A 17,485-nucleotide genomic window follows, 5' to 3' on the forward strand; every position below is an offset into this window, starting at 1 on the left:
CCCAGCGAAGGATGGGCAGCGCGGCCGGTTCGCGGGACCATTGCAGCCATTCCGCAAGAGAGGACTACTGCAATGGCACATCTGCCTCAAGGAGCCGCGCCGGGACTACCCACCGCCGGCGACAGCCGCCGCAACCGGCAGGCCTGGTCGGTGCTCATCGTCAGCACGCTGGCTTTCACCGTCTGCTTCATGGTCTGGATGATGTTCGGCGTGATCGGCATCCCGATCAAGAAGATGCTGAACCTCAATTCCACCCAGTTCGGCCTGCTCACCGCCATGCCGGTGCTCACGGGCTCGCTGGTGCGCGTGCCGTTGGGCATCTGGACCGACCGCTACGGCGGGCGCATCGTGATGGCGGTGCTCATGGCCGCCACCGTGCCCGCCATCTGGATGATGGGTTACGCCACCGAGTACTGGCACTTCCTCGTGATCGGGCTGTTCGTCGGTCTGGCCGGCGGCTCGTTCTCGGTGGGCACGCCCTATGTCGCCCGCTGGTTCCCCAAGCACCGCCAGGGCATGGCCATGGGCGTGTACGGCGCGGGCAACTCGGGCGCGGCCGTGAACAAGTTCGTGGCGCCGGTGATCCTCGTGGCCTTCGGCTGGGCCGCCGTGCCGCATGTGTACGCGGCCATCATGCTGGGCACGCTGGTGCTGTTCTGGCTGTTCAGCCACAGCGATCCCAGCCATGTGGTGTCCAGCAACGTCAAGTTCACCGACCAGCTCAAGGCCCTCAAGGACCCCAAGGTGCTCAAGTACTGCCAGTACTACAGCATCGTGTTCGGCGGCTACGTGGCGCTGTCCCTGTGGATGGTGCAGTACTACGTGGGCGAGTACGGCCTGGATATCCGCGTGGCGGCGTTGCTCGCGGCCTGCTTCTCGCTGCCGGGCGGCGTGCTGCGCGCCATCGGCGGCGTACTGTCGGACAAGTACGGCGCGCACAGCGTGACCTGGTGGGTGATGTGGGTGAGCTGGATCTGCCTGTTCCTGCTGTCCTATCCGCAGACCGACTTCACCATCCAGACCGTGGACGGACCCACCACCTTCCACATCGGCCTGAACGTCTACCTGTTCACCGCCCTCATGTTCGTGCTGGGCATCGCCTGGGCCTTCGGCAAGGCCAGCGTCTTCAAGTACATCAGCGACGACTACCCCAAGAACATCGGTGCCATCAGCGGCATCGTGGGCCTGGCGGGCGGCATGGGCGGCTTCATCCTGCCCATCCTGTTCGGCGTGCTCATGGACTGGACCGGCATCCGTTCCAGCGCCTTCATGTTGATGTACGGCGTGGTGTGGGTGTCGCTGATCTGGATGTACTTCACCGAGGTGCGCCGCACCGACGTGATGACCCCGCATGGTGCCGAGGGCGCAGTGCCCACGGCCCGCTGATCCACCGGAGATCCGAACATGTCTGCCAACAACATTTCGCAGGGCAACGGCCGCAAGGGCCGGCTGCTCACGCTCTGGACCCCCGAGGACAAATCGTTCTGGGAACGCGAGGGCGAGGCCGTCGCCAAGATCAACCTCTGGATCTCGGTGCCCGCGCTGTTCCTGGCCTTCTGCATCTGGCAGGTCTGGAGCGTCGTCGCCGTGAACCTGCCGGCGCTGGGCTTCAAGTACTCGACCAACCAGCTGTTCTGGCTGGCGGCGGCGCCGGCGCTCTCGGGCGCCACGCTGCGCATCTTCTACTCCTTCATGGTGCCCATCTTCGGCGGCCGCCGCTGGACGGCGCTGTCCACGGCCTCGCTGCTGATCCCTGCGATCGGCATCGGCTACGCGGTGCAGGACAACACCACCAGCTACCCGACCATGCTGATGCTGGCGCTGCTGTGCGGCCTGGGCGGGGGCAACTTCAGCTCCAGCATGGCCAACATCAGCTTCTTCTTCCCCAAGGAGCGCAAGGGCTCGGCCCTGGGCGTGAACGCGGGCCTGGGCAACCTGGGCGTGTCGGTGGTGCAGTTCCTGAGCCCGCTGGTCATCACGGCCGGCATCTTCGGCGTGTTCGGCGGCGACCCGCAGACCATCGTCAAGAATGGCCAGGAGCAGATGGTGTGGGCGCAGAACGCGGCCTTCATCTGGGTGCCGTGGATTGCCCTGGCGTCCCTGGCGGCCTGGTTCGGCATGAACGACATCGCCGACGCCAAGGCCAGCTTCGCCGCCCAGGCCGCCATTTTCCGGCGCAAGCACAACTGGGTCATGTGCGTGCTGTACCTCGGCACGTTCGGTTCGTTCATCGGCTTTGCCGCGGGCTTTCCGCTGCTGATCAAGGCCCTGTTCCCCGAGGTGAATCCGCTGGCCTATGCCTGGATGGGGCCGCTGGTGGGCGCCGTGGTCCGGCCCTTCGGCGGCTGGCTGGCGGACAAGGTGGGTGGCGGCGTGGTCACCTTCTGGAACTTCATCGTCATGGCCCTGGCCGTGCTGGGCGTGCTGTGCTTCCTGCCCAAGGGGGCGGGGGGCTTCTCCATGCCCTTCGGCCCGGCCGAAGGCAGCTTCACCGGCTTCTTCCTGATGTTCCTGGTGTTGTTCTTCACCACGGGCATCGGCAACGGTTCCACCTTCCGCATGATCCCCGTGATCTTCCTCACGCAGAAGCTGCGCGAGCTGCGCGGCAATGACGAGGCCGCGAAGGCCCAGGCCATCAAGGACGGCAACACCGAGGGCGCAGCGGCCGTGGGCTTTGCGGGGGCGCTCGGGGCCTACGGCGGCTTCTTCATCCCCAAGAGCTACGGCAGTTCGATCGCGGCCACGGGCGGCCCGGAGTTCGCGCTGTGGATGTTCGCCGTCTTCTACGCCATGTGCATCGTCATCACCTGGTGGTACTACTCGCGCAAGAACGCCGAGATGCCCTGCTGAGCCCTGGCCGCAACGCTGAGCCACAACGATTTCAAAGGAGTTCCACGATGAGTCATTTTCTCGACCGTCTCTCGTACTTCGCGCAGCCGCGCGAAACCTTCGCGCAGGGCCACGGCCAGACCAATGGTGAAGACCGCACCTGGGAAGACGCCTACCGCGACCGCTGGGCGCACGACAAGATCGTGCGCTCCACCCACGGCGTGAACTGCACGGGCTCCTGCTCGTGGAAGATCTACGTCAAGGGCGGCATCGTCACCTGGGAAACCCAGCAGACCGACTATCCGCGCACGCGTCCCGATCTGCCCAACCACGAGCCGCGCGGCTGTGCGCGCGGCGCCAGCTACAGCTGGTACCTGTACAGCGCCAACCGCGTGAAGTACCCCATGGTGCGCGGCCGCCTGCTCAAGCACTGGCGGGCGGCGCTGGCCGTGGCCAAGAGCCCGGTGGATGCCTGGGCCGCCATCGTCGAGAACGACGGCGCGCGCCGCGAATGGCAGAAACAGCGCGGCCTGGGCGGCTTCGTGCGCAGCACCTGGGACGAGGTCAACCAGATGATCGCGGCGGCCAACGTCTACACCATCAAGAAGCATGGGCCGGACCGCATCATCGGCTTCTCGCCGATCCCGGCCATGTCCATGATTTCCTACGCCGCGGGCTCGCGCTACCTGGGCCTGATCGGCGGCGTGTGCATGAGCTTCTATGACTGGTACTGCGACCTGCCGCCGTCCAGCCCGCAGGTATGGGGCGAGCAGACCGACGTGCCCGAGTCGGCCGACTGGTACAACAGCAACTACATCATCGCCTGGGGTTCCAACGTGCCCCAGACGCGCACGCCCGACGCCCACTTCTTCACCGAGGTGCGCTACAAGGGCGCCAAGGTCGTGGCCGTGACGCCCGACTACTCCGAGGTGGCCAAGCTGGCCGACCTGTGGATGCACCCGCAGCAGGGCACCGACGCCGCCGTGGCCATGGCCATGGGCCACGTGATCCTGAAGGAGTTCTACTTCGACAAGCGCTCGGCCTACTTCGACGACTACGCGCGCCGCTACACCGATTTGCCGCTGCTGGTGGTGCTCAAGGAAAAGAAGCTCCCCGACGGCCGCACGGCCATGGTGCCCGACCGCTACGTGCGCGCCAGCGACTTCCCCGGCAAGCTTGACCAGGGCAACCACCCCGACTGGAAGACCGTGGCCTATGACGAGCATGGCAACGTGGCCCTGCCCAATGGCTCCATCGGCTTCCGTTGGGGCGCGGAAGGGCGCCCGGACCAGGGCCTGTGGAACCTGGAGGCCAAGGAGGCCCGTACCGGCAGCGACGTGAGGCTCAAGCTCTCGGTGCTGGAGGACGGTGCGCAGGCGCATGAGGTGGCCGACGTGGCCTTCCCCTATTTCGGTGGCATCGAGTCGCCGAACTTCAAGGCCAACGACCAGAACGGCGACGTGCTGGTGCGCCGCGTGCCGGTCACCCATCTGGACATGGCCGGCGACGGGGTCGAGGGCCGCGTGGCCGTGGCCACGGTCTTCGACCTGCTGGCCGCCAACTACGGCATCCACCGCGGCCTGGCCGGCGAGGGGGCGGACGGTGGCTACGACGCCAACGCGCCCTACACGCCCGCGTGGCAGGAGAAGATCACCGGCGTGCCGCGCGACCAGGTGACCACCATCGCGCGCCAGTTCGCCGACAACGCCGACAAGACCCGCGGCAAGTCCATGGTCATCATCGGCGCGGCCATGAACCACTGGTACCACTGCGACATGAACTACCGCGGCATCATCAACATGCTGATGCTGTGCGGCTGCATTGGCCAGAGCGGCGGGGGCTGGTCGCACTACGTGGGCCAGGAGAAGCTGCGCCCGCAGACCGGCTGGACGGCCCTGGCCTTCGCGCTGGACTGGATCCGCCCGCCGCGCCAGCAGAACTCCACCAGCTTCTTCTACGCCCACACCGACCAGTGGCGCTACGAGAAGCTGGGGGTGGACGAGGTGCTTTCGCCGCTGGCCGACCAGGGGGCCTACGGCGGCTCGATGATCGACTTCAACGTGCGTTCCGAGCGCATGGGCTGGCTGCCCAGCGCCCCGCAGCTGCAGACCAATCCGCTGCAGGTGGTGCGCGACGCCCAGGCCCGCGGCCTGGATGCCAAGGACTACGTGGTGCAGTCGCTCAAGGACGGCTCGCTCACCATGAGCTGCGAGGACCCGGACCATCCCGCCAACTGGCCGCGCAACATGTTCGTGTGGCGCTCCAACATCCTGGGCAGCTCGGGCAAGGGGCATGAGTATTTCCTCAAGCACCTGCTGGGCACCACGCACGGCGTGCAGGGCAAGGACCTGGGCCCCCAGGAGGCCAAGCCCGAGGAGGTGAAGTGGCATGCGCAGGCACCGGAGGGCAAGCTGGACCTGCTGGTCACGCTGGACTTCCGCATGAGCACCACCTGCCTGTACTCCGACATCGTGCTGCCCACGGCCACCTGGTACGAGAAGAACGACCTCAACACCAGCGACATGCACCCCTTCATCCACCCGCTGTCCGCGGCCGTGGATCCGGCCTGGCAGGCCAAGAGCGACTGGGAGATCTACAAGGGCTTTGCCAAGGCCTTCAGCGAGGTCTGCACGGGCCACCTGGGCGTGGAGAAGGAGGTCGTGCTCACCCCCATCATGCACGACACCCCGGCCGAGCTGGCCCAGCCCTACGGCGTGCGCGAGTGGAAGAAGGGCGAGTGCGAGCTGGTGCCCGGCAAGACCGCGCCGCAGATCACGGTGGTCGAGCGCGACTACCCCAACACCTACAAGCGCTTCACGGCCCTGGGGCCGCTGATGGACAAGGTCGGCAACGGCGGCAAGGGCATTTCCTGGAACACCCAGACCGAGGTGACGCAGCTGGGCGACCTGAACGGCCGTGTGCGCGAGGAAGGCGCCACGCAGGGCATGCCGCGCATCGTGACGGACATCGACGCCACCGAGGTGGTGATGATGCTGGCCCCCGAGACCAACGGCCATGTGGCCTGCAAGGCCTGGGAGGCCCTGGGCAAGCAGACCGGGCGCGACCACGTGCACCTGGCGCTGCACCGCGAGGACGAGAAGATCCGCTTCCGCGACATCCAGGCCCAGCCGCGCAAGATCATCAGCTCGCCCACCTGGAGCGGGCTGGAGAGCGAGAAGGTCAGCTACAACGCCGGCTACACCAACGTGCACGAGCTGATCCCATGGCGCACCCTCACGGGCCGCCAGCAGTTCTACCAGGACCACCCCTGGATGCGCGACTTCGGCGAGGGCTTCGTGAGTTACCGCCCGCCCGTGCACCTGAAGACGCTGCACGAGGTCGAGGGCAAGAAGCCCAATGGCAACCCCGAGATCGCGCTGAACTTCATCACCCCGCACCAGAAATGGGGCATCCACAGCACGTACAGCGACAACCTGCACATGCTCACGCTCAACCGCGGCGGCCCGGTGATCTGGCTCAGCGAGGACGACGCCAAGCGCGGCGGCATCGTGGACAACGACTGGGTGGAACTGTTTAACGCCAATGGCGCCATCGCGGCGCGTGCGGTGGTGAGCCAGCGCGTGAACCCCGGCATGGTGATGATGTACCACGCCCAGGAAAAGATCATCAACACCCCGGGTTCGGAAATCACGGGCACACGCGGCGGCATCCACAACTCCGTCACGCGCATCGTGCTCAAGCCCACGCACATGATCGGCGGCTACGCGCAGTACAGCTACGGCTTCAACTACTACGGGACCATCGGCACCAACCGCGATGAGTTCGTGCTGGTGCGCAAGATGCGCCGCGTCGACTGGATGGACGACGAGGCCCCTGCTGGCGCCCACAGCGCCTGACCGATAAGGAGAACCACGATGAAAATTCGCGCACAAATCGGCATGGTGCTGAACCTGGACAAGTGCATCGGCTGCCATACCTGTTCTGTCACCTGCAAGAACGTGTGGACCAGCCGGCCCGGCATGGAGTACGCCTGGTTCAACAACGTCGAGACCAAGCCCGGCATCGGCTACCCCAAGGAATGGGAGAACCAGGACAAGTGGAACGGCGGCTGGACGCGCCAGGCCGACGGCACCGTCGTTCCGCGCCAGGGGGGCAAGTGGAAGCTGCTCATGCGCATCTTCGCCAACCCCAACCTGCCGCAGATCGACGACTACTACGAGCCCTTCACCTTCGACTACGACCACCTGCAGTCGGCGCCCGAGATGAAGGCAGCGCCCACCGCGCGCCCGCGCAGCCTGATCACCGGCCAGCGCATGGAGAAGATCGAATGGGGCCCGAACTGGGAGGAAATCCTGGGCGGCGAGTTCAGCAAGCGCTCGAAGGACGTGAACTTCGAGGACGTGCAAAAGGACATCTACGGCCAGTTCGAGAACACCTTCATGATGTACCTGCCGCGCCTGTGCGAGCACTGCCTGAACCCGGCGTGCGTGGCATCGTGCCCCAGCGGCTCGATCTACAAGCGCGAGGAAGACGGCATCGTGCTGATCGACCAGGACAAGTGCCGCGGCTGGCGCATGTGCGTGTCGGGCTGCCCGTACAAGAAGATTTACTACAACTGGCAGACCGGCAAGGCCGAGAAATGCATCTTCTGCTACCCGCGCATCGAGGCCGGCCAGCCCACGGTGTGCTCCGAGACCTGCGTGGGCCGCATCCGCTACCTGGGCGTGCTGCTGTACGACGCCGACCGCATCGAGGAAGCCGCCAGCGTGGAGCGCGACCGCGACCTGTATGAGGCGCAACTCGGCATCTTCCTGGACCCGAACGACCCGGACGTGATCCGCCAGGCGCGCATCGACGGCATCCCCGATGCCTGGATGGAAGCCGCCCGCAACAGCCCCGTCTACAAGATGGCGGTGGACTGGAAGGTGGCCCTGCCCCTGCACCCCGAGTACCGCACGCTGCCCATGGTCTGGTACGTGCCGCCGCTGTCGCCGATCACGGCCGCCGCGAACGCCGGCCACGTGGGCGTGAACGGCGAGATCCCCGACGTCTCGCAGCTGCGCATCCCCGTGCAGTACCTGGCCAACCTGCTCACGGCTGGCGACACCGGCCCCGTGGTGCGCGCGCTCGAGCGCATGCTGGCCATGCGCGCCTACCAGCGCGGCAAGCATGTGGAGCAGCGCCAGAACCTGGCGGTGCTGCAGCAGGCGGGCCTGTCGGTGCACGACGTGGAGGACATGTACCACGTGATGGCCATCGCCAACTACGAGGACCGTTTCGTGATCCCCTCCACGCACCGCGAATACGCGGAGAACGCCTTCGACGTGCGTGGCGGCTGCGGCTTCTCGTTCGGCAACGGCTGCTCGGACGGATCGACCGAGGTCAGCATGTTCGGCGGCAAGAAACCCCGCACCATTCCCATCAAGGCCGTGGTCTGAGGAGGGCTCACATGTTCAAGAAGACACCCGAATCCCTGCGCCTCACGCTGCGTGCGCTGGCGCGCCTGGTGGGCTACCCCGACGCCGAGCTGCGCGCCCAGATGCCCGGCCTGATCGACGCGCTGCGCCTGGAGCAGGCCCTGCCCGCCGCGCGCGTGGCCGAGATCGAGGCGCTGTGCGCCCAGGTCGGCGGGCTCGATGCCTACGAGGCCGAGGCGCGCTACGTGGACACCTTCGACCGTGGGCGGCAAACCTCGCTGCACCTGTTCGAGCATGTGCACGGCGACTCGCGCGACCGCGGTCCCGCGCTGATCGACCTGATGCAGACCTACGAGCGCGCCGGCCTGCGCTTCGAGGCGCCCGAGCTGCCGGACCACCTGTCGGTGGTGCTGGAGTTCGCCTCGACCCAGCCGCCGGCCGTGGCCCAGGAATTCCTGGGCGAGATGGCCCACATCCTGAACGCCCTGTTCACGGCCCTGGCCGATCGCGCCAACCCCTACGCCAGTGTGATCGCCGCGGTGCTGGAGGTGGCAGGCCAGCGCGTGCAGGCCGTGGCCATCGCGCCCGAGCCCGGGCTGGACGAGACCTGGGCCGAGCCCGCCGCCTTCGACGGCTGCAGCACGAAGGGCCAGAACCGGCCCGGCCAGCCGCAGCCCCTGCATTTCGTGCGCAACGCACGTGCTTCCAACAACCAAGGAGCCTCGGTATGACCGCCTGGATCGACACCCTGCTGTTCGGCCTCTACCCCTACATCTGCCTGGCCGTGTTCTTCGTCGGCAGCTGGGCGCGCTTCGACCGCGACCAGTACACCTGGAAGAGCGACTCCTCGCAGCTGCTGCGCACCAAGAGCCTGCGCTGGGGCAGCAACCTGTTCCACGTCGGCGTGCTGTTCCTGTTCTTCGGCCACACCGTGGGCATGCTCACGCCGCACTTCGTGTACGAGTCGTTCATGAGCGCGGGTGCCAAGCAGCTCATGGCCATGGTCTCGGGCGGCATCGCCGGCGTGCTGGCCTTCATCGGCGTCACGCTGCTGCTGCACCGCCGCCTGTCGGATGCGCGCATCCGCGCCACCTCCAAGACCAGCGACATCCTGCTGCTGTGGATCCTGTGGGTGCAACTGGCGCTGGGCCTGGCCACCATCCCGCTGTCGGCCCAGCACCTGGACGGCTCCATGATGATGCTGCTCGCCGAATGGGCGCAGCGCATCGTCACCTTCCGCACGGGCGCCGTGGAGCTGCTGGCCAATGCCGGCTGGGTGTTCAAGGCCCACATGTTCCTGGGCATGACGGTGTTCCTGATCTTCCCGTTCACCCGTCTGGTGCACGTGTGGAGCGGCTTCGGCACGCTGGCCTACATCGCGCGTCCCTACCAGCTGGTGCGTGCGCGGCGCCTGAACCTGCCCGCCGGCCACAACCAGCCGGACAACCGTGGTGCTATTCATTAAATAGCTTGTAACGCTTGCTGGATAAGGGCTGGATGCATATTTGGCTTCAAATGCGCCGCCGGCCCTCCCGCTCACCCCGGAGAACCCCATGAACACCACCACCTGCGGATCGGGCGCCTGCGGCTGCGCCACCAGCGCCCCTCTCGCCACCGCAACGCCCGATGCCTCTGACGCCCCCGTGGCCCGCATCAACGGCGTGCCCCTGCACGCACCCGGCGAGCCGCTGGCGCCCGAAGCCCTGCGCCAGCGCGCCTGCACCGAGCTGCTGCGCCAGCAGGCGCAGCGCGAGGGCCTGCTGGCCGCCGGCGACCCACCCGGCACCGACGGCGCGACCAGCGCCGAGGCGTCCCAGGCCATCGAGCGCCTGCTCGACCAGGCCCTGCAGGTGCCCGAGCCCTCCGAGGAGGCCTGCCGTCGCTACCACGCCGCGCACCCCACGCTGGCGGGGCAGGGCGAGCGCGTGCACCTGCGCCATGTGCTGTTCGCCGTCACCCCCGGGGTGGATGTGAAGCAGCTGCGCCTGCGCGCCGAGGCCCTGCTGCTGGAGCTGCGCTGCGCCAACGACGGCGGCGCGCGCTTCGCCGAGGCCGCGCGCGAATGGTCCAACTGCCCCACCGGCCAGCAGGGCGGCGAGCTGGGCTGGCTCACGCGGGACGACTGCGCGCCCGAGTTCGCGCGCGAAATCTTCGGCACGGCCGAGGTCGGCGTGCTGGCCCGCCTGGTGCACAGCCGCTTCGGCCTGCATGTGGTGGAGGTCTGCGGGCGCGAGGCCGGCCGCGCCATGGACTTCGAGGAGGTGCGTGCCTCCGTGGCCCTGCTGCTGCGCCAGCAGGCCTGGGTGAACGCGCTGCGCCAGTACCTGCAGCTGCTCGCCGGCGCGGCCGACATCGAGGGCGTGCAGCTCGACGCCGCCGACACCCCCCTCGTGCAGTAGCTGGCGCCCAGGAAAGGCCCGACATGCCAGACGACGAACTGCTGCAGCGGCTGCGCCGCTTCCATCTGGATGCCTTCCCCCAGTACCGCGAGCAGTTCCAGGCGCTCGTGGACCAGGGCCAGCACCCCACGACGCTGTTCATCGGCTGCTCGGACTCGCGCCTCGTGCCCTACCTGCTCACGGGCGCGGGGCCGGGCGAGCTGTTCCTGGTGCGCAACGTGGGGGCCTTCGTGCCGCCCTATGACGGCTCCCACGGCCACCACGGCACGGCGGCGGCCATCGAGTTCGCGGTGCTCAGCCTCAACGTCAGCCGCATCGTGGTCTGTGGCCACAGCCACTGTGGGGCCATCAAGGCACTGTATGGTGAGGTCTCGCCCGAGGCGCAGAACCTGCAGCGCTGGCTGGACCTGGGGCGCGAGGCCGCGCTGCCGGTGCAGCCCAGCCCCGAGGCCCTGCGCCGCACGGAGCAGCGCGCCGTGGTGCTGCAGCTTGAGAGGCTCATGGACTATCCCATGGTGCGCCGCCGGGTGGAGGACGGGGACATCACGCTGCACGGCTGGCACTATGTGATCGAAGACGGCGAGGTCCACGTGTTCGACTTCAAGAGTGGCGGCTTCGTCGCCGCCTCGAAGGCGCAAAGCAGTGGCACCGGCCCTTACCCTCCTTATGTGGAACATGATGGACAAGTGCTTGTGGATTGACGTGCGGCGCGCCGCGGCCGCGCTGCCAAGGGGCGTGACGCCATGACGGACGGACGGCGCCCCGTGATACCCCTGCGCTCCGCGCCCCCGGCGGCGGGCGGCCCGCCGCCCGAGGCGCTGGCGCGGCTCGACCGCCGCTGGCGCGTGCGCCATCTGGCACTGGCCCCCCACCGGCTGGGCTTCTTCCTGGCCATGCTGCTGCTGGTCGCGTCGGGCCTGTGGTGGGCGCTGGTGCAGGCCGACCGCGTGAGCGCCGCCGTGGCGCTGCCCTATGCCGTCGCCCCGTCGCTGGCGCATGCGGCGGTGATGAGCTTCGGCTTCATCCCCCTGTTCTTCGCCGGCTTCCTGTTCACGGCCGGCCCCAAGTGGCTGCATGTGGAGCCCTGGTCCATGTCCCGGCTGGCGGCGCCATTGCTGCTGCAGGCCGTGGGCTGGCTGGCCTGGCTGGCGGGCGCCGCCTGGGGCCAGGGCCTGGCGCTGGCCGGCTGCGCCGCCGCGTGGGTGGGCCTGGCGTGGATGACGGTGCTGTTCCTGCTGCTGGTGCGCCGCAGCCCCATGCAGGACCAGGCGCATGCGCGCAGCATCGCGGCGGCTTGCCTGGTGGGCTGCCTGTGCGTGGCGTCCCTGGGGCTGAGCCTGGCGGCCGGGCGCGGCGACCTGGCGCGCGCCTGGGTGCTGACCGGCCTGTGGGGCTTCATTGCCGTGGTCTACGTGGTGGTGGCGCACCGCATGATTCCCTTCTTTACCTCGAATGCCCTGCCCATGGTCCAGGCCTGGCGGCCGTTCTGGGTGCTGTGGCTGATGCTGTCGGCCGTGGCGGCCGAGGCCGTCGCCGTGTGGCTGCCGATGGCGGACTGGGCGCCTGCCGTGGCCCGGGCCGGGCTGCTGGCGCGCGCGGCGCTGGAGCTGGCGGCCGGCGGCGTGCTGCTGTGGCTGGCCTACCGCTGGGGTCTGGTGCAAAGCTTCAAGAACCGCCTGCTGGCCATGCTGCACGTGGGCTTTCTGTGGCTCGGGCTGGCCTTCGTGTTCAATGGCCTGGCCCACGGCTGGAGCGGCCTGCAGGGCTCGCCCGTGTGGAGCCTGGGGGCGCTGCATGCGCTCACCATGGGCTGCCTGGGCTCGCTCATGTTGGCCATGGTCACGCGCGTGTCCTGCGGTCACAGCGGGCGCGCCCTGGTGGCCGACCGCCTGGTCTGGGGCCTGTTCTGGCTGCTGCAGCTGGCCACCGTGCTGCGCCTGGCCGGCGCCGCGCCGCTGGCCTGGGCGCCCTGGCTGCTGGCGCTGGCGGCGCTGCTGTGGGCTGCCATCATGCTGGTCTGGGGCGCCCGCCTGGGCGGCTGGTACGGCAGGCTGCGCACGGATGGAAAACCGGGCTGAGAAGACGATGGACGACACCACAACGATCACGCGGGCGCAGGCGCCCGCCACCGCCGCGGCGCCGCACGACCTGGCCGCAGCGCTGCTGCAGGCGCGCCAGACCATATTGCCCAGGCGGCTGGGTGCGCCCGGGCCGAGTGCCGCGCAGCTGCAGACCATCCTGGCCGCGGCCGCCCATGCGCCGGACCATGGCTGCCTGCTGCCCTGGCGCTTCATCCTGGTGCCGCAGCCGGCGCGCGCGGCGCTGGCGGACGTGTTCGCCCAGGCCCTGCGCGAACGCGACGCCCAGGCCACGGCCGAACAACAGGAGCGCGCGCGCGAGAAGGCCTTCCGTGCCCCCGTGCTGCTGCTGGCCGTGGCCGACGAACTGGCGGGCGACCCCGAGATCCCGCCCAGCGAGCGCCTGGTGTCGGCGGGCTGCGCGGTGCAGAACCTGCTGCTCATGGCCACAGCGCTCGGGTTCGGCTCGGCGCTGACCAGCGGCAAGGCCTTGCAGTCGCAGGCGCTGCGCGCGTTGTTCGCGCTGCGGGACTGCGAGCGCGCCCTGTGCTTCGTGAGCGTGGGCACGGTGCTGTCGCGCAAGCCGGTGCGCGCCCGCCCCGTGCCGGCGCAGTATGTGGGCACCCTGGTGCCGGGCCAGGGCGTGCAGCCCTGGGCATGACGAGAGAGACGGATGCCAATGAAGACCGAAATCAACAGTTTTGACGACCTGCTGCGCGCCGCGCGCGGCCGGCGCGAGCGCCAGCGCCTGCTCTTCGTGTTCGCGGGCACGGAGCTGCCCGACGACGCCACGCCCGAGCAGCGCGAGCGCTTCGCGCAGGGCGAGGGCGGGGTGCTCGTGCCCCTGATGTGCGTGGACCGGCTGCCCGAGGAGCTGGACTCCTTCGACACGCTGCTGCGCGAGTCGCAGCAGTTCGAACTTCCGGGCCAGCCCTGGCGCCTGGTGTTCACCGCGGCGCTGTCCGGCACGCCCGGCCAGGCCCCATCGGACGACGACGCCGACCGTGTGCTGCGCCGCATGGTGGAAGCCGTGAAGACGGGCGCCTTCACCGCCTACCTGCCGTTCAACCGCGAGGGCCAGCCCGTGCGGCTGGGCTGAGGTGCAACACCCCCCTGTGGCGCTTCGCGCCTTCCCCCCGCTCTCGCAGCGCTGTGCGCTGCGGGCAGGGGGACGCAGCCCTCGCTGCGGGGCGGCCCTTGCTCGGCTGCCCTCGCGTAGGGCGCGCCGGGGCACACCATGAAAGGCTGAGACGACCATGTCCACCCGCGTTTCCCTGCCCGGCATGCACACGCCGGGCGCTGGCTTCGACCAGCCCTTCGAGATGCTCGACGCCTGCCACGACCGCGTGCGCCGCTCGCTGGACCTGCTGACGCGCCTGCGCGCCTACCTGCGGGAGCGGGGCTGCGACGACTCCGCGCGCCAGGCCGCGCGCGACGTGCTGCGCTACTTCGACATGGCGGCGCCGCTGCACCATGAGGACGAAGAGTTGCATGTCTTCCCGCCGCTGCTGGCGGCCGCCGCCGACGCGGGGCTGGTGGCGCTGGTGCGCCAGATGCAGCGCGACCATGTGCTCATGGCCGAGCGCTGGGCCGCCGCGCGTGGCGCCCTGGAGGCGCTGGCCCAGGGCGCGCTGCAGGCTTTCACGCCCGAACACGAGGCGGCCTTCGCCCGCTTCGTGGACTGCTACGCCGACCACCTGCGCCATGAGGACGACAGCATCTACCCCGCCGCACGCGCGCTGCTGGGCGCGGACGCCCAGCAGGCCATGGGCGGCGAGATGGCCGCACGGCGCGGTACGCGCTGAAATGCTATTAAAAATATAGCTGTTTGCGCTTGATGGTCGGTCGCTAAGGCCCGATTTCATTTGAAATTTGAAGCCAGGCCGGACGCGGCACCCGCCGGGCGGGGCTGCGATACTCGGCGGCTTCGCCCCGGTCTTCGGCCGCGCCCAGGGGGCGTGGCCCTGTCCCATGCCCCAGTCACTTCCCTTTGCGGCGCGCGTCGCCCTCACGTTGGCAGCCGCGCTGGCCGCCGCCCTGGCCTGCGCGGCGCTGCGCACGCCGCTGCCCTGGATGCTCGGCCCGCTGCTGGCCACGGCCCTGCTGTCCATGGCCGGCGCGCCCACCGACAGCGCCACGCCGCTGCGCAACGCGGGGCAGTGGACCATCGGCGCGGTGCTGGGGCTGTACTTCACGCCCGAGGTCACGGCCCTGGTGGCCGGCCTGTGGTGGGCCGTGGCGCTGGGCGTGGCCTGGGCGCTGGTGCTGGGCTGGGCCTTCGGCGCCTGGCTGCATCGCGTGCATGCGCCGCGCATGCCCGGTGTGCCGGCCCCCGTGCTGCGCGCCACCAGCTACTTCGCGGGCGCCATCGGCGCGGCGTCGGAGATGACGCTGCTGGCCGAGCACGAACGGGCGCGCACCGACCTCGTCGCCGCCAGCCACAGCCTGCGCCTGCTGATCGTCACGGTGACCATTCCCTTCGCCCTGCAGTTCAGCGGCCTGCGGGGGCTGGACCTGCTGGCGCCGCCGCTGCGCGCGGTGGAGCCGGCGGGGCTGGCGCTGCTCATCGCGCTCACGGGCGCGGGCGCGCTGCTCATGCGCCGGCTGGGCCGCGCCAACCCCTGGTTCATGGGGGCGCTGCTGGTGTCCATGGGGCTGACCATGGCCGGCTTCACCCTGTCGGCCGTGCCGCAGGCGCTGGTGAACGCGGCGCAACTGGTGATTGGCGTGAGCCTGGGCGTGCGCTTTCGGCGCGCCTTTCTGCGCACGGCGCCGCGCTGGCTGGCCTCGGTGGCGCTGGGCTCGCTGGTGCTGATGCTAGTGTGCGCGCTGTTCGCCTGGGGACTGGCCCGGGCCACGGGGCTGCCCTGGGCCACGCTGGTGCTGGGCACGTCGCCCGGCGGCATTGCCGAGATGGCCATCACCGCCAAGGTGCTGCAGCTGGGCGTGCCGGTGGTCACGGCCTTTCAGGTGTGCCGGCTGGTCGCGGTGCTGCTGCTGGTGGCGCCGCTGTTTCGGCACCTGTATCCGCCGCCCGAGGCGGTGGCAGCCGGGTGAGCGCTGCGGGCGGCAGCGCAAAAGCGCCGCCCCCAAAATGAAGGCGCCGTGGTTGCGAGCCACGGCGCACTGTGCCCCTTGCGGGGCGGCGGTTCACCGGCGGTGAACCGCGAAGGGGCCGAGGGCCCTCAAACCCTCAGTGGACGACCACCGGGTTCTGTGCCAGCCCGACGTAGCCGTCCAGCGTGTCCTCCACCTCTTCCTGGGTGGGCGTGTCGCGCTGCCAGGCCAGGATCTGCTGCTGGAACATCTCGGCCCAGGAGCCGTCCAGGTACACCTCCTTGCCGGAGCGCTTGTCCACGATCTCGAAACCGTGGCGCACCAGTTGCGGTGCCAGGGGCGTGTCGTCGGCGGCGCCATTTCGGTCGGCGTCCGGCAGCATGTGGACGACCACAAAGGAGTCGGAGTCGTAGAGCATTTGCATGGCGTGGTCCCCCTGTCGGTATGTCTATGAGATGGCAGTGCGTGGCAGGAGTTCAAGCCCCCCGCCGTCGGGGTGCTGCCGGGACACAGTATTTCACGGAAACCAAGGCCCGCGGCGCAGGCGCGGCATTTCGCGGCCTTGTCCCACGCGGCGGCCGGGCTCAGGGCGTTTCGTGGCCGCTCAGCAAGAGGTCGGCGAAGTCGCCGTTGCCCTGCGTCAGGCGGATGCGCACCGGCAGATAGCCCAGCGCCGTGCCCAGCCACAGCTCGGCCTTCTGGTCGCGCTGGCGGTCCTCGCGCGGCAGGCGCTGCAGCTTCAGGGCCGGCGTGCTGCCGGCGGGCAGCTCCAGGGTCTCGGTGCCCTCGACGGTGAAGCTCCAGCGGTCGGCGCTGCGCGCGCTCACGGTGGTCAGCGTGATCTGCGTGCCCGGGGGGTAGCGTTCGGGCGCGGTGGCCAGCATGGCGCCCAGCTGGATGAACACGCTCAGCCGGTCCTGCGCGCCGTCGCCGATGGCGGCGCGCGGGGTGTTGGCGCTGAAGATGACCTCGCGCTTGTCGAAGTCGAAATGCGCGGCCCGCTCGCTGCGGGACTTGTCGCCAAAGCGCTCGGGCCGCAGCCCGTGGGCCGTGATCTGCCCCACGCTGCTTTGCGAGCGCGAGCCGAGCAGGAAGGCCTTGACCTGCTGGCGTGCCTCGTAGCGCGCGCCGTCCTGGCGCCACAGCAGCTCGGCGCTGGCGTTGTAGTGGAACTTCTTGGCCTCGCCGCTCACGTCGAACGTCAGCCGGGTGGATGGCGGCAGGCGCACGGGCGGCGGCTCGGTGCTGGCGCTGGCGCCGGTGGCGCCGGGGGGGCGGATCTCCACGCCCGCGCTGTCGGCGGGCGGCTCCTGCGGGGCGGAGGCGGCCGCGGCGAGGGGCTCTGCGGCGGTCTCGGGCGGCGCGGTTTCGGCGGTTGGGGCCGTGGCCTCGGTGTCGCCTGCCTTGTCGTCCGTGGCGGCGCTTTCGAGGGCGGCGCTGTCGGCGGGCGGCTCTGCCGGCGGTAGGGGTGGCACCGGTGCCGGCGCGGGCGCCTCGGGGGCCGGCGGCGCGGGCCTGGGCTTGCGCGGGGGGCGCGGCCGTGGCGCGGGGGGCGGAGGCGGCGCGGCCTCGGGCTCCGGCGGCGGGGGCGGGGGCGGGGGCGGGGCCACCATGCGCGTGTGGAAGGCCTGGCGCTGCGGCAGACCCTGGTCCGTGCCGCCCAGCGGCAGGCCCACCAGCACCAGCCAGTGCAGGACCAGCACCAGGGCGGTGAGCAGCAGCAGGGCGCGGCGCGGCATGGCGG

15 protein-coding genes are annotated in these 17,485 nt (G+C 69.7%); 13 read left to right on the forward strand and 2 right to left on the reverse strand.

The annotated features are described in order from the left end of the window. Positions 1 to 72: 72 nt before the first annotated feature. From BP68_RS05185 to BP68_RS05245, 13 genes are all read left to right on the forward strand, one after another. A complete protein-coding gene (locus BP68_RS05185) occupies positions 73 to 1,386 on the forward strand; it encodes an MFS transporter (protein ID WP_496369545.1) in 1,314 nt (437 codons plus the stop codon). Positions 1,387 to 1,404: 18 nt separating this feature from the next. Continuing rightward, a complete protein-coding gene (locus BP68_RS05190; protein ID WP_496369546.1) occupies positions 1,405 to 2,850 on the forward strand; it encodes a NarK family nitrate/nitrite MFS transporter in 1,446 nt (481 codons plus the stop codon). A 47-nt stretch (positions 2,851 to 2,897) separates the two neighbouring features. After that, the gene (locus BP68_RS05195) at positions 2,898 to 6,686 is read left to right on the forward strand and encodes a nitrate reductase subunit alpha (protein ID WP_496369547.1); all 3,789 of its coding nucleotides are present in this window, start codon (positions 2,898 to 2,900) and stop codon (positions 6,684 to 6,686) included. An 18-nt stretch (positions 6,687 to 6,704) separates the two neighbouring features. Beyond that, positions 6,705 to 8,228 (forward strand): nitrate reductase subunit beta, encoded by a 1,524-nt coding sequence (gene narH, locus BP68_RS05200; RefSeq protein ID WP_496369548.1) that lies wholly within the window; start codon positions 6,705 to 6,707, stop codon positions 8,226 to 8,228. 11 nt (positions 8,229 to 8,239) lie between these two features. After that, positions 8,240 to 8,938: a nitrate reductase molybdenum cofactor assembly chaperone gene (gene narJ, locus BP68_RS05205; RefSeq protein WP_496369549.1), complete on the forward strand. Its 699-nt coding sequence runs from the start codon at positions 8,240 to 8,242 to the stop codon at positions 8,936 to 8,938. Continuing rightward, positions 8,935 to 9,672, forward strand: a complete 738-nt coding sequence (gene narI / locus BP68_RS05210; protein WP_496369550.1) for a respiratory nitrate reductase subunit gamma — start codon at positions 8,935 to 8,937, stop codon at positions 9,670 to 9,672. Before narJ ends, narI begins: the two co-directional genes overlap by 4 nt. An 88-nt stretch (positions 9,673 to 9,760) precedes the next feature. After that, on the forward strand, positions 9,761 to 10,606 hold the full coding sequence (locus BP68_RS05215) for a peptidylprolyl isomerase (protein ID WP_496369551.1): 846 nt from the start codon (positions 9,761 to 9,763) through the stop codon (positions 10,604 to 10,606). Positions 10,607 to 10,629: 23 nt separating this feature from the next. Next, a complete protein-coding gene (locus BP68_RS05220) occupies positions 10,630 to 11,307 on the forward strand; it encodes a carbonic anhydrase (protein ID WP_496369552.1) in 678 nt (225 codons plus the stop codon). Positions 11,308 to 11,349: 42 nt separating this feature from the next. Then, on the forward strand, positions 11,350 to 12,684 hold the full coding sequence (locus BP68_RS05225; RefSeq protein WP_496369553.1) for an NnrS family protein: 1,335 nt from the start codon (positions 11,350 to 11,352) through the stop codon (positions 12,682 to 12,684). 7 nt (positions 12,685 to 12,691) lie between these two features. Further along, positions 12,692 to 13,345, forward strand: coding sequence for a nitroreductase family protein (locus BP68_RS05230; protein WP_496369554.1), 654 nt, complete (start codon positions 12,692 to 12,694; stop codon positions 13,343 to 13,345). Between the two features lie 18 nt (positions 13,346 to 13,363). Continuing rightward, a complete protein-coding gene (locus BP68_RS05235; protein ID WP_496369718.1) occupies positions 13,364 to 13,783 on the forward strand; it encodes a ribonucleotide reductase subunit alpha in 420 nt (139 codons plus the stop codon). 157 nt (positions 13,784 to 13,940) lie between these two features. After that, positions 13,941 to 14,489, forward strand: coding sequence for a hemerythrin domain-containing protein (locus tag BP68_RS05240; RefSeq protein ID WP_496369555.1), 549 nt, complete (start codon positions 13,941 to 13,943; stop codon positions 14,487 to 14,489). Positions 14,490 to 14,655: 166 nt separating this feature from the next. Then, the gene (locus BP68_RS05245; RefSeq protein ID WP_496369556.1) at positions 14,656 to 15,741 is read left to right on the forward strand and encodes an AbrB family transcriptional regulator; all 1,086 of its coding nucleotides are present in this window, start codon (positions 14,656 to 14,658) and stop codon (positions 15,739 to 15,741) included. Positions 15,742 to 15,877: 136 nt separating this feature from the next. Here the strand turns inward: BP68_RS05245 and BP68_RS05250 are convergent, their stop codons facing one another. Together BP68_RS05250 and BP68_RS05255 are read right to left on the reverse strand one after the other, a co-directional pair. Continuing rightward, positions 15,878 to 16,165, reverse strand: coding sequence for a BTH_I0359 family protein (locus BP68_RS05250; protein WP_496369557.1), 288 nt, complete (start codon positions 16,163 to 16,165; stop codon positions 15,878 to 15,880). A gap of 160 nt (positions 16,166 to 16,325) precedes the next feature. Further along, positions 16,326 to 17,480: a DUF3108 domain-containing protein gene (locus BP68_RS05255; RefSeq protein ID WP_496369558.1), complete on the reverse strand. Its 1,155-nt coding sequence runs from the start codon at positions 17,478 to 17,480 to the stop codon at positions 16,326 to 16,328. Positions 17,481 to 17,485 lie beyond the last annotated feature (5 nt).

It is taken from the genome of Diaphorobacter oryzae DSM 22780 (assembly GCF_059568935.1).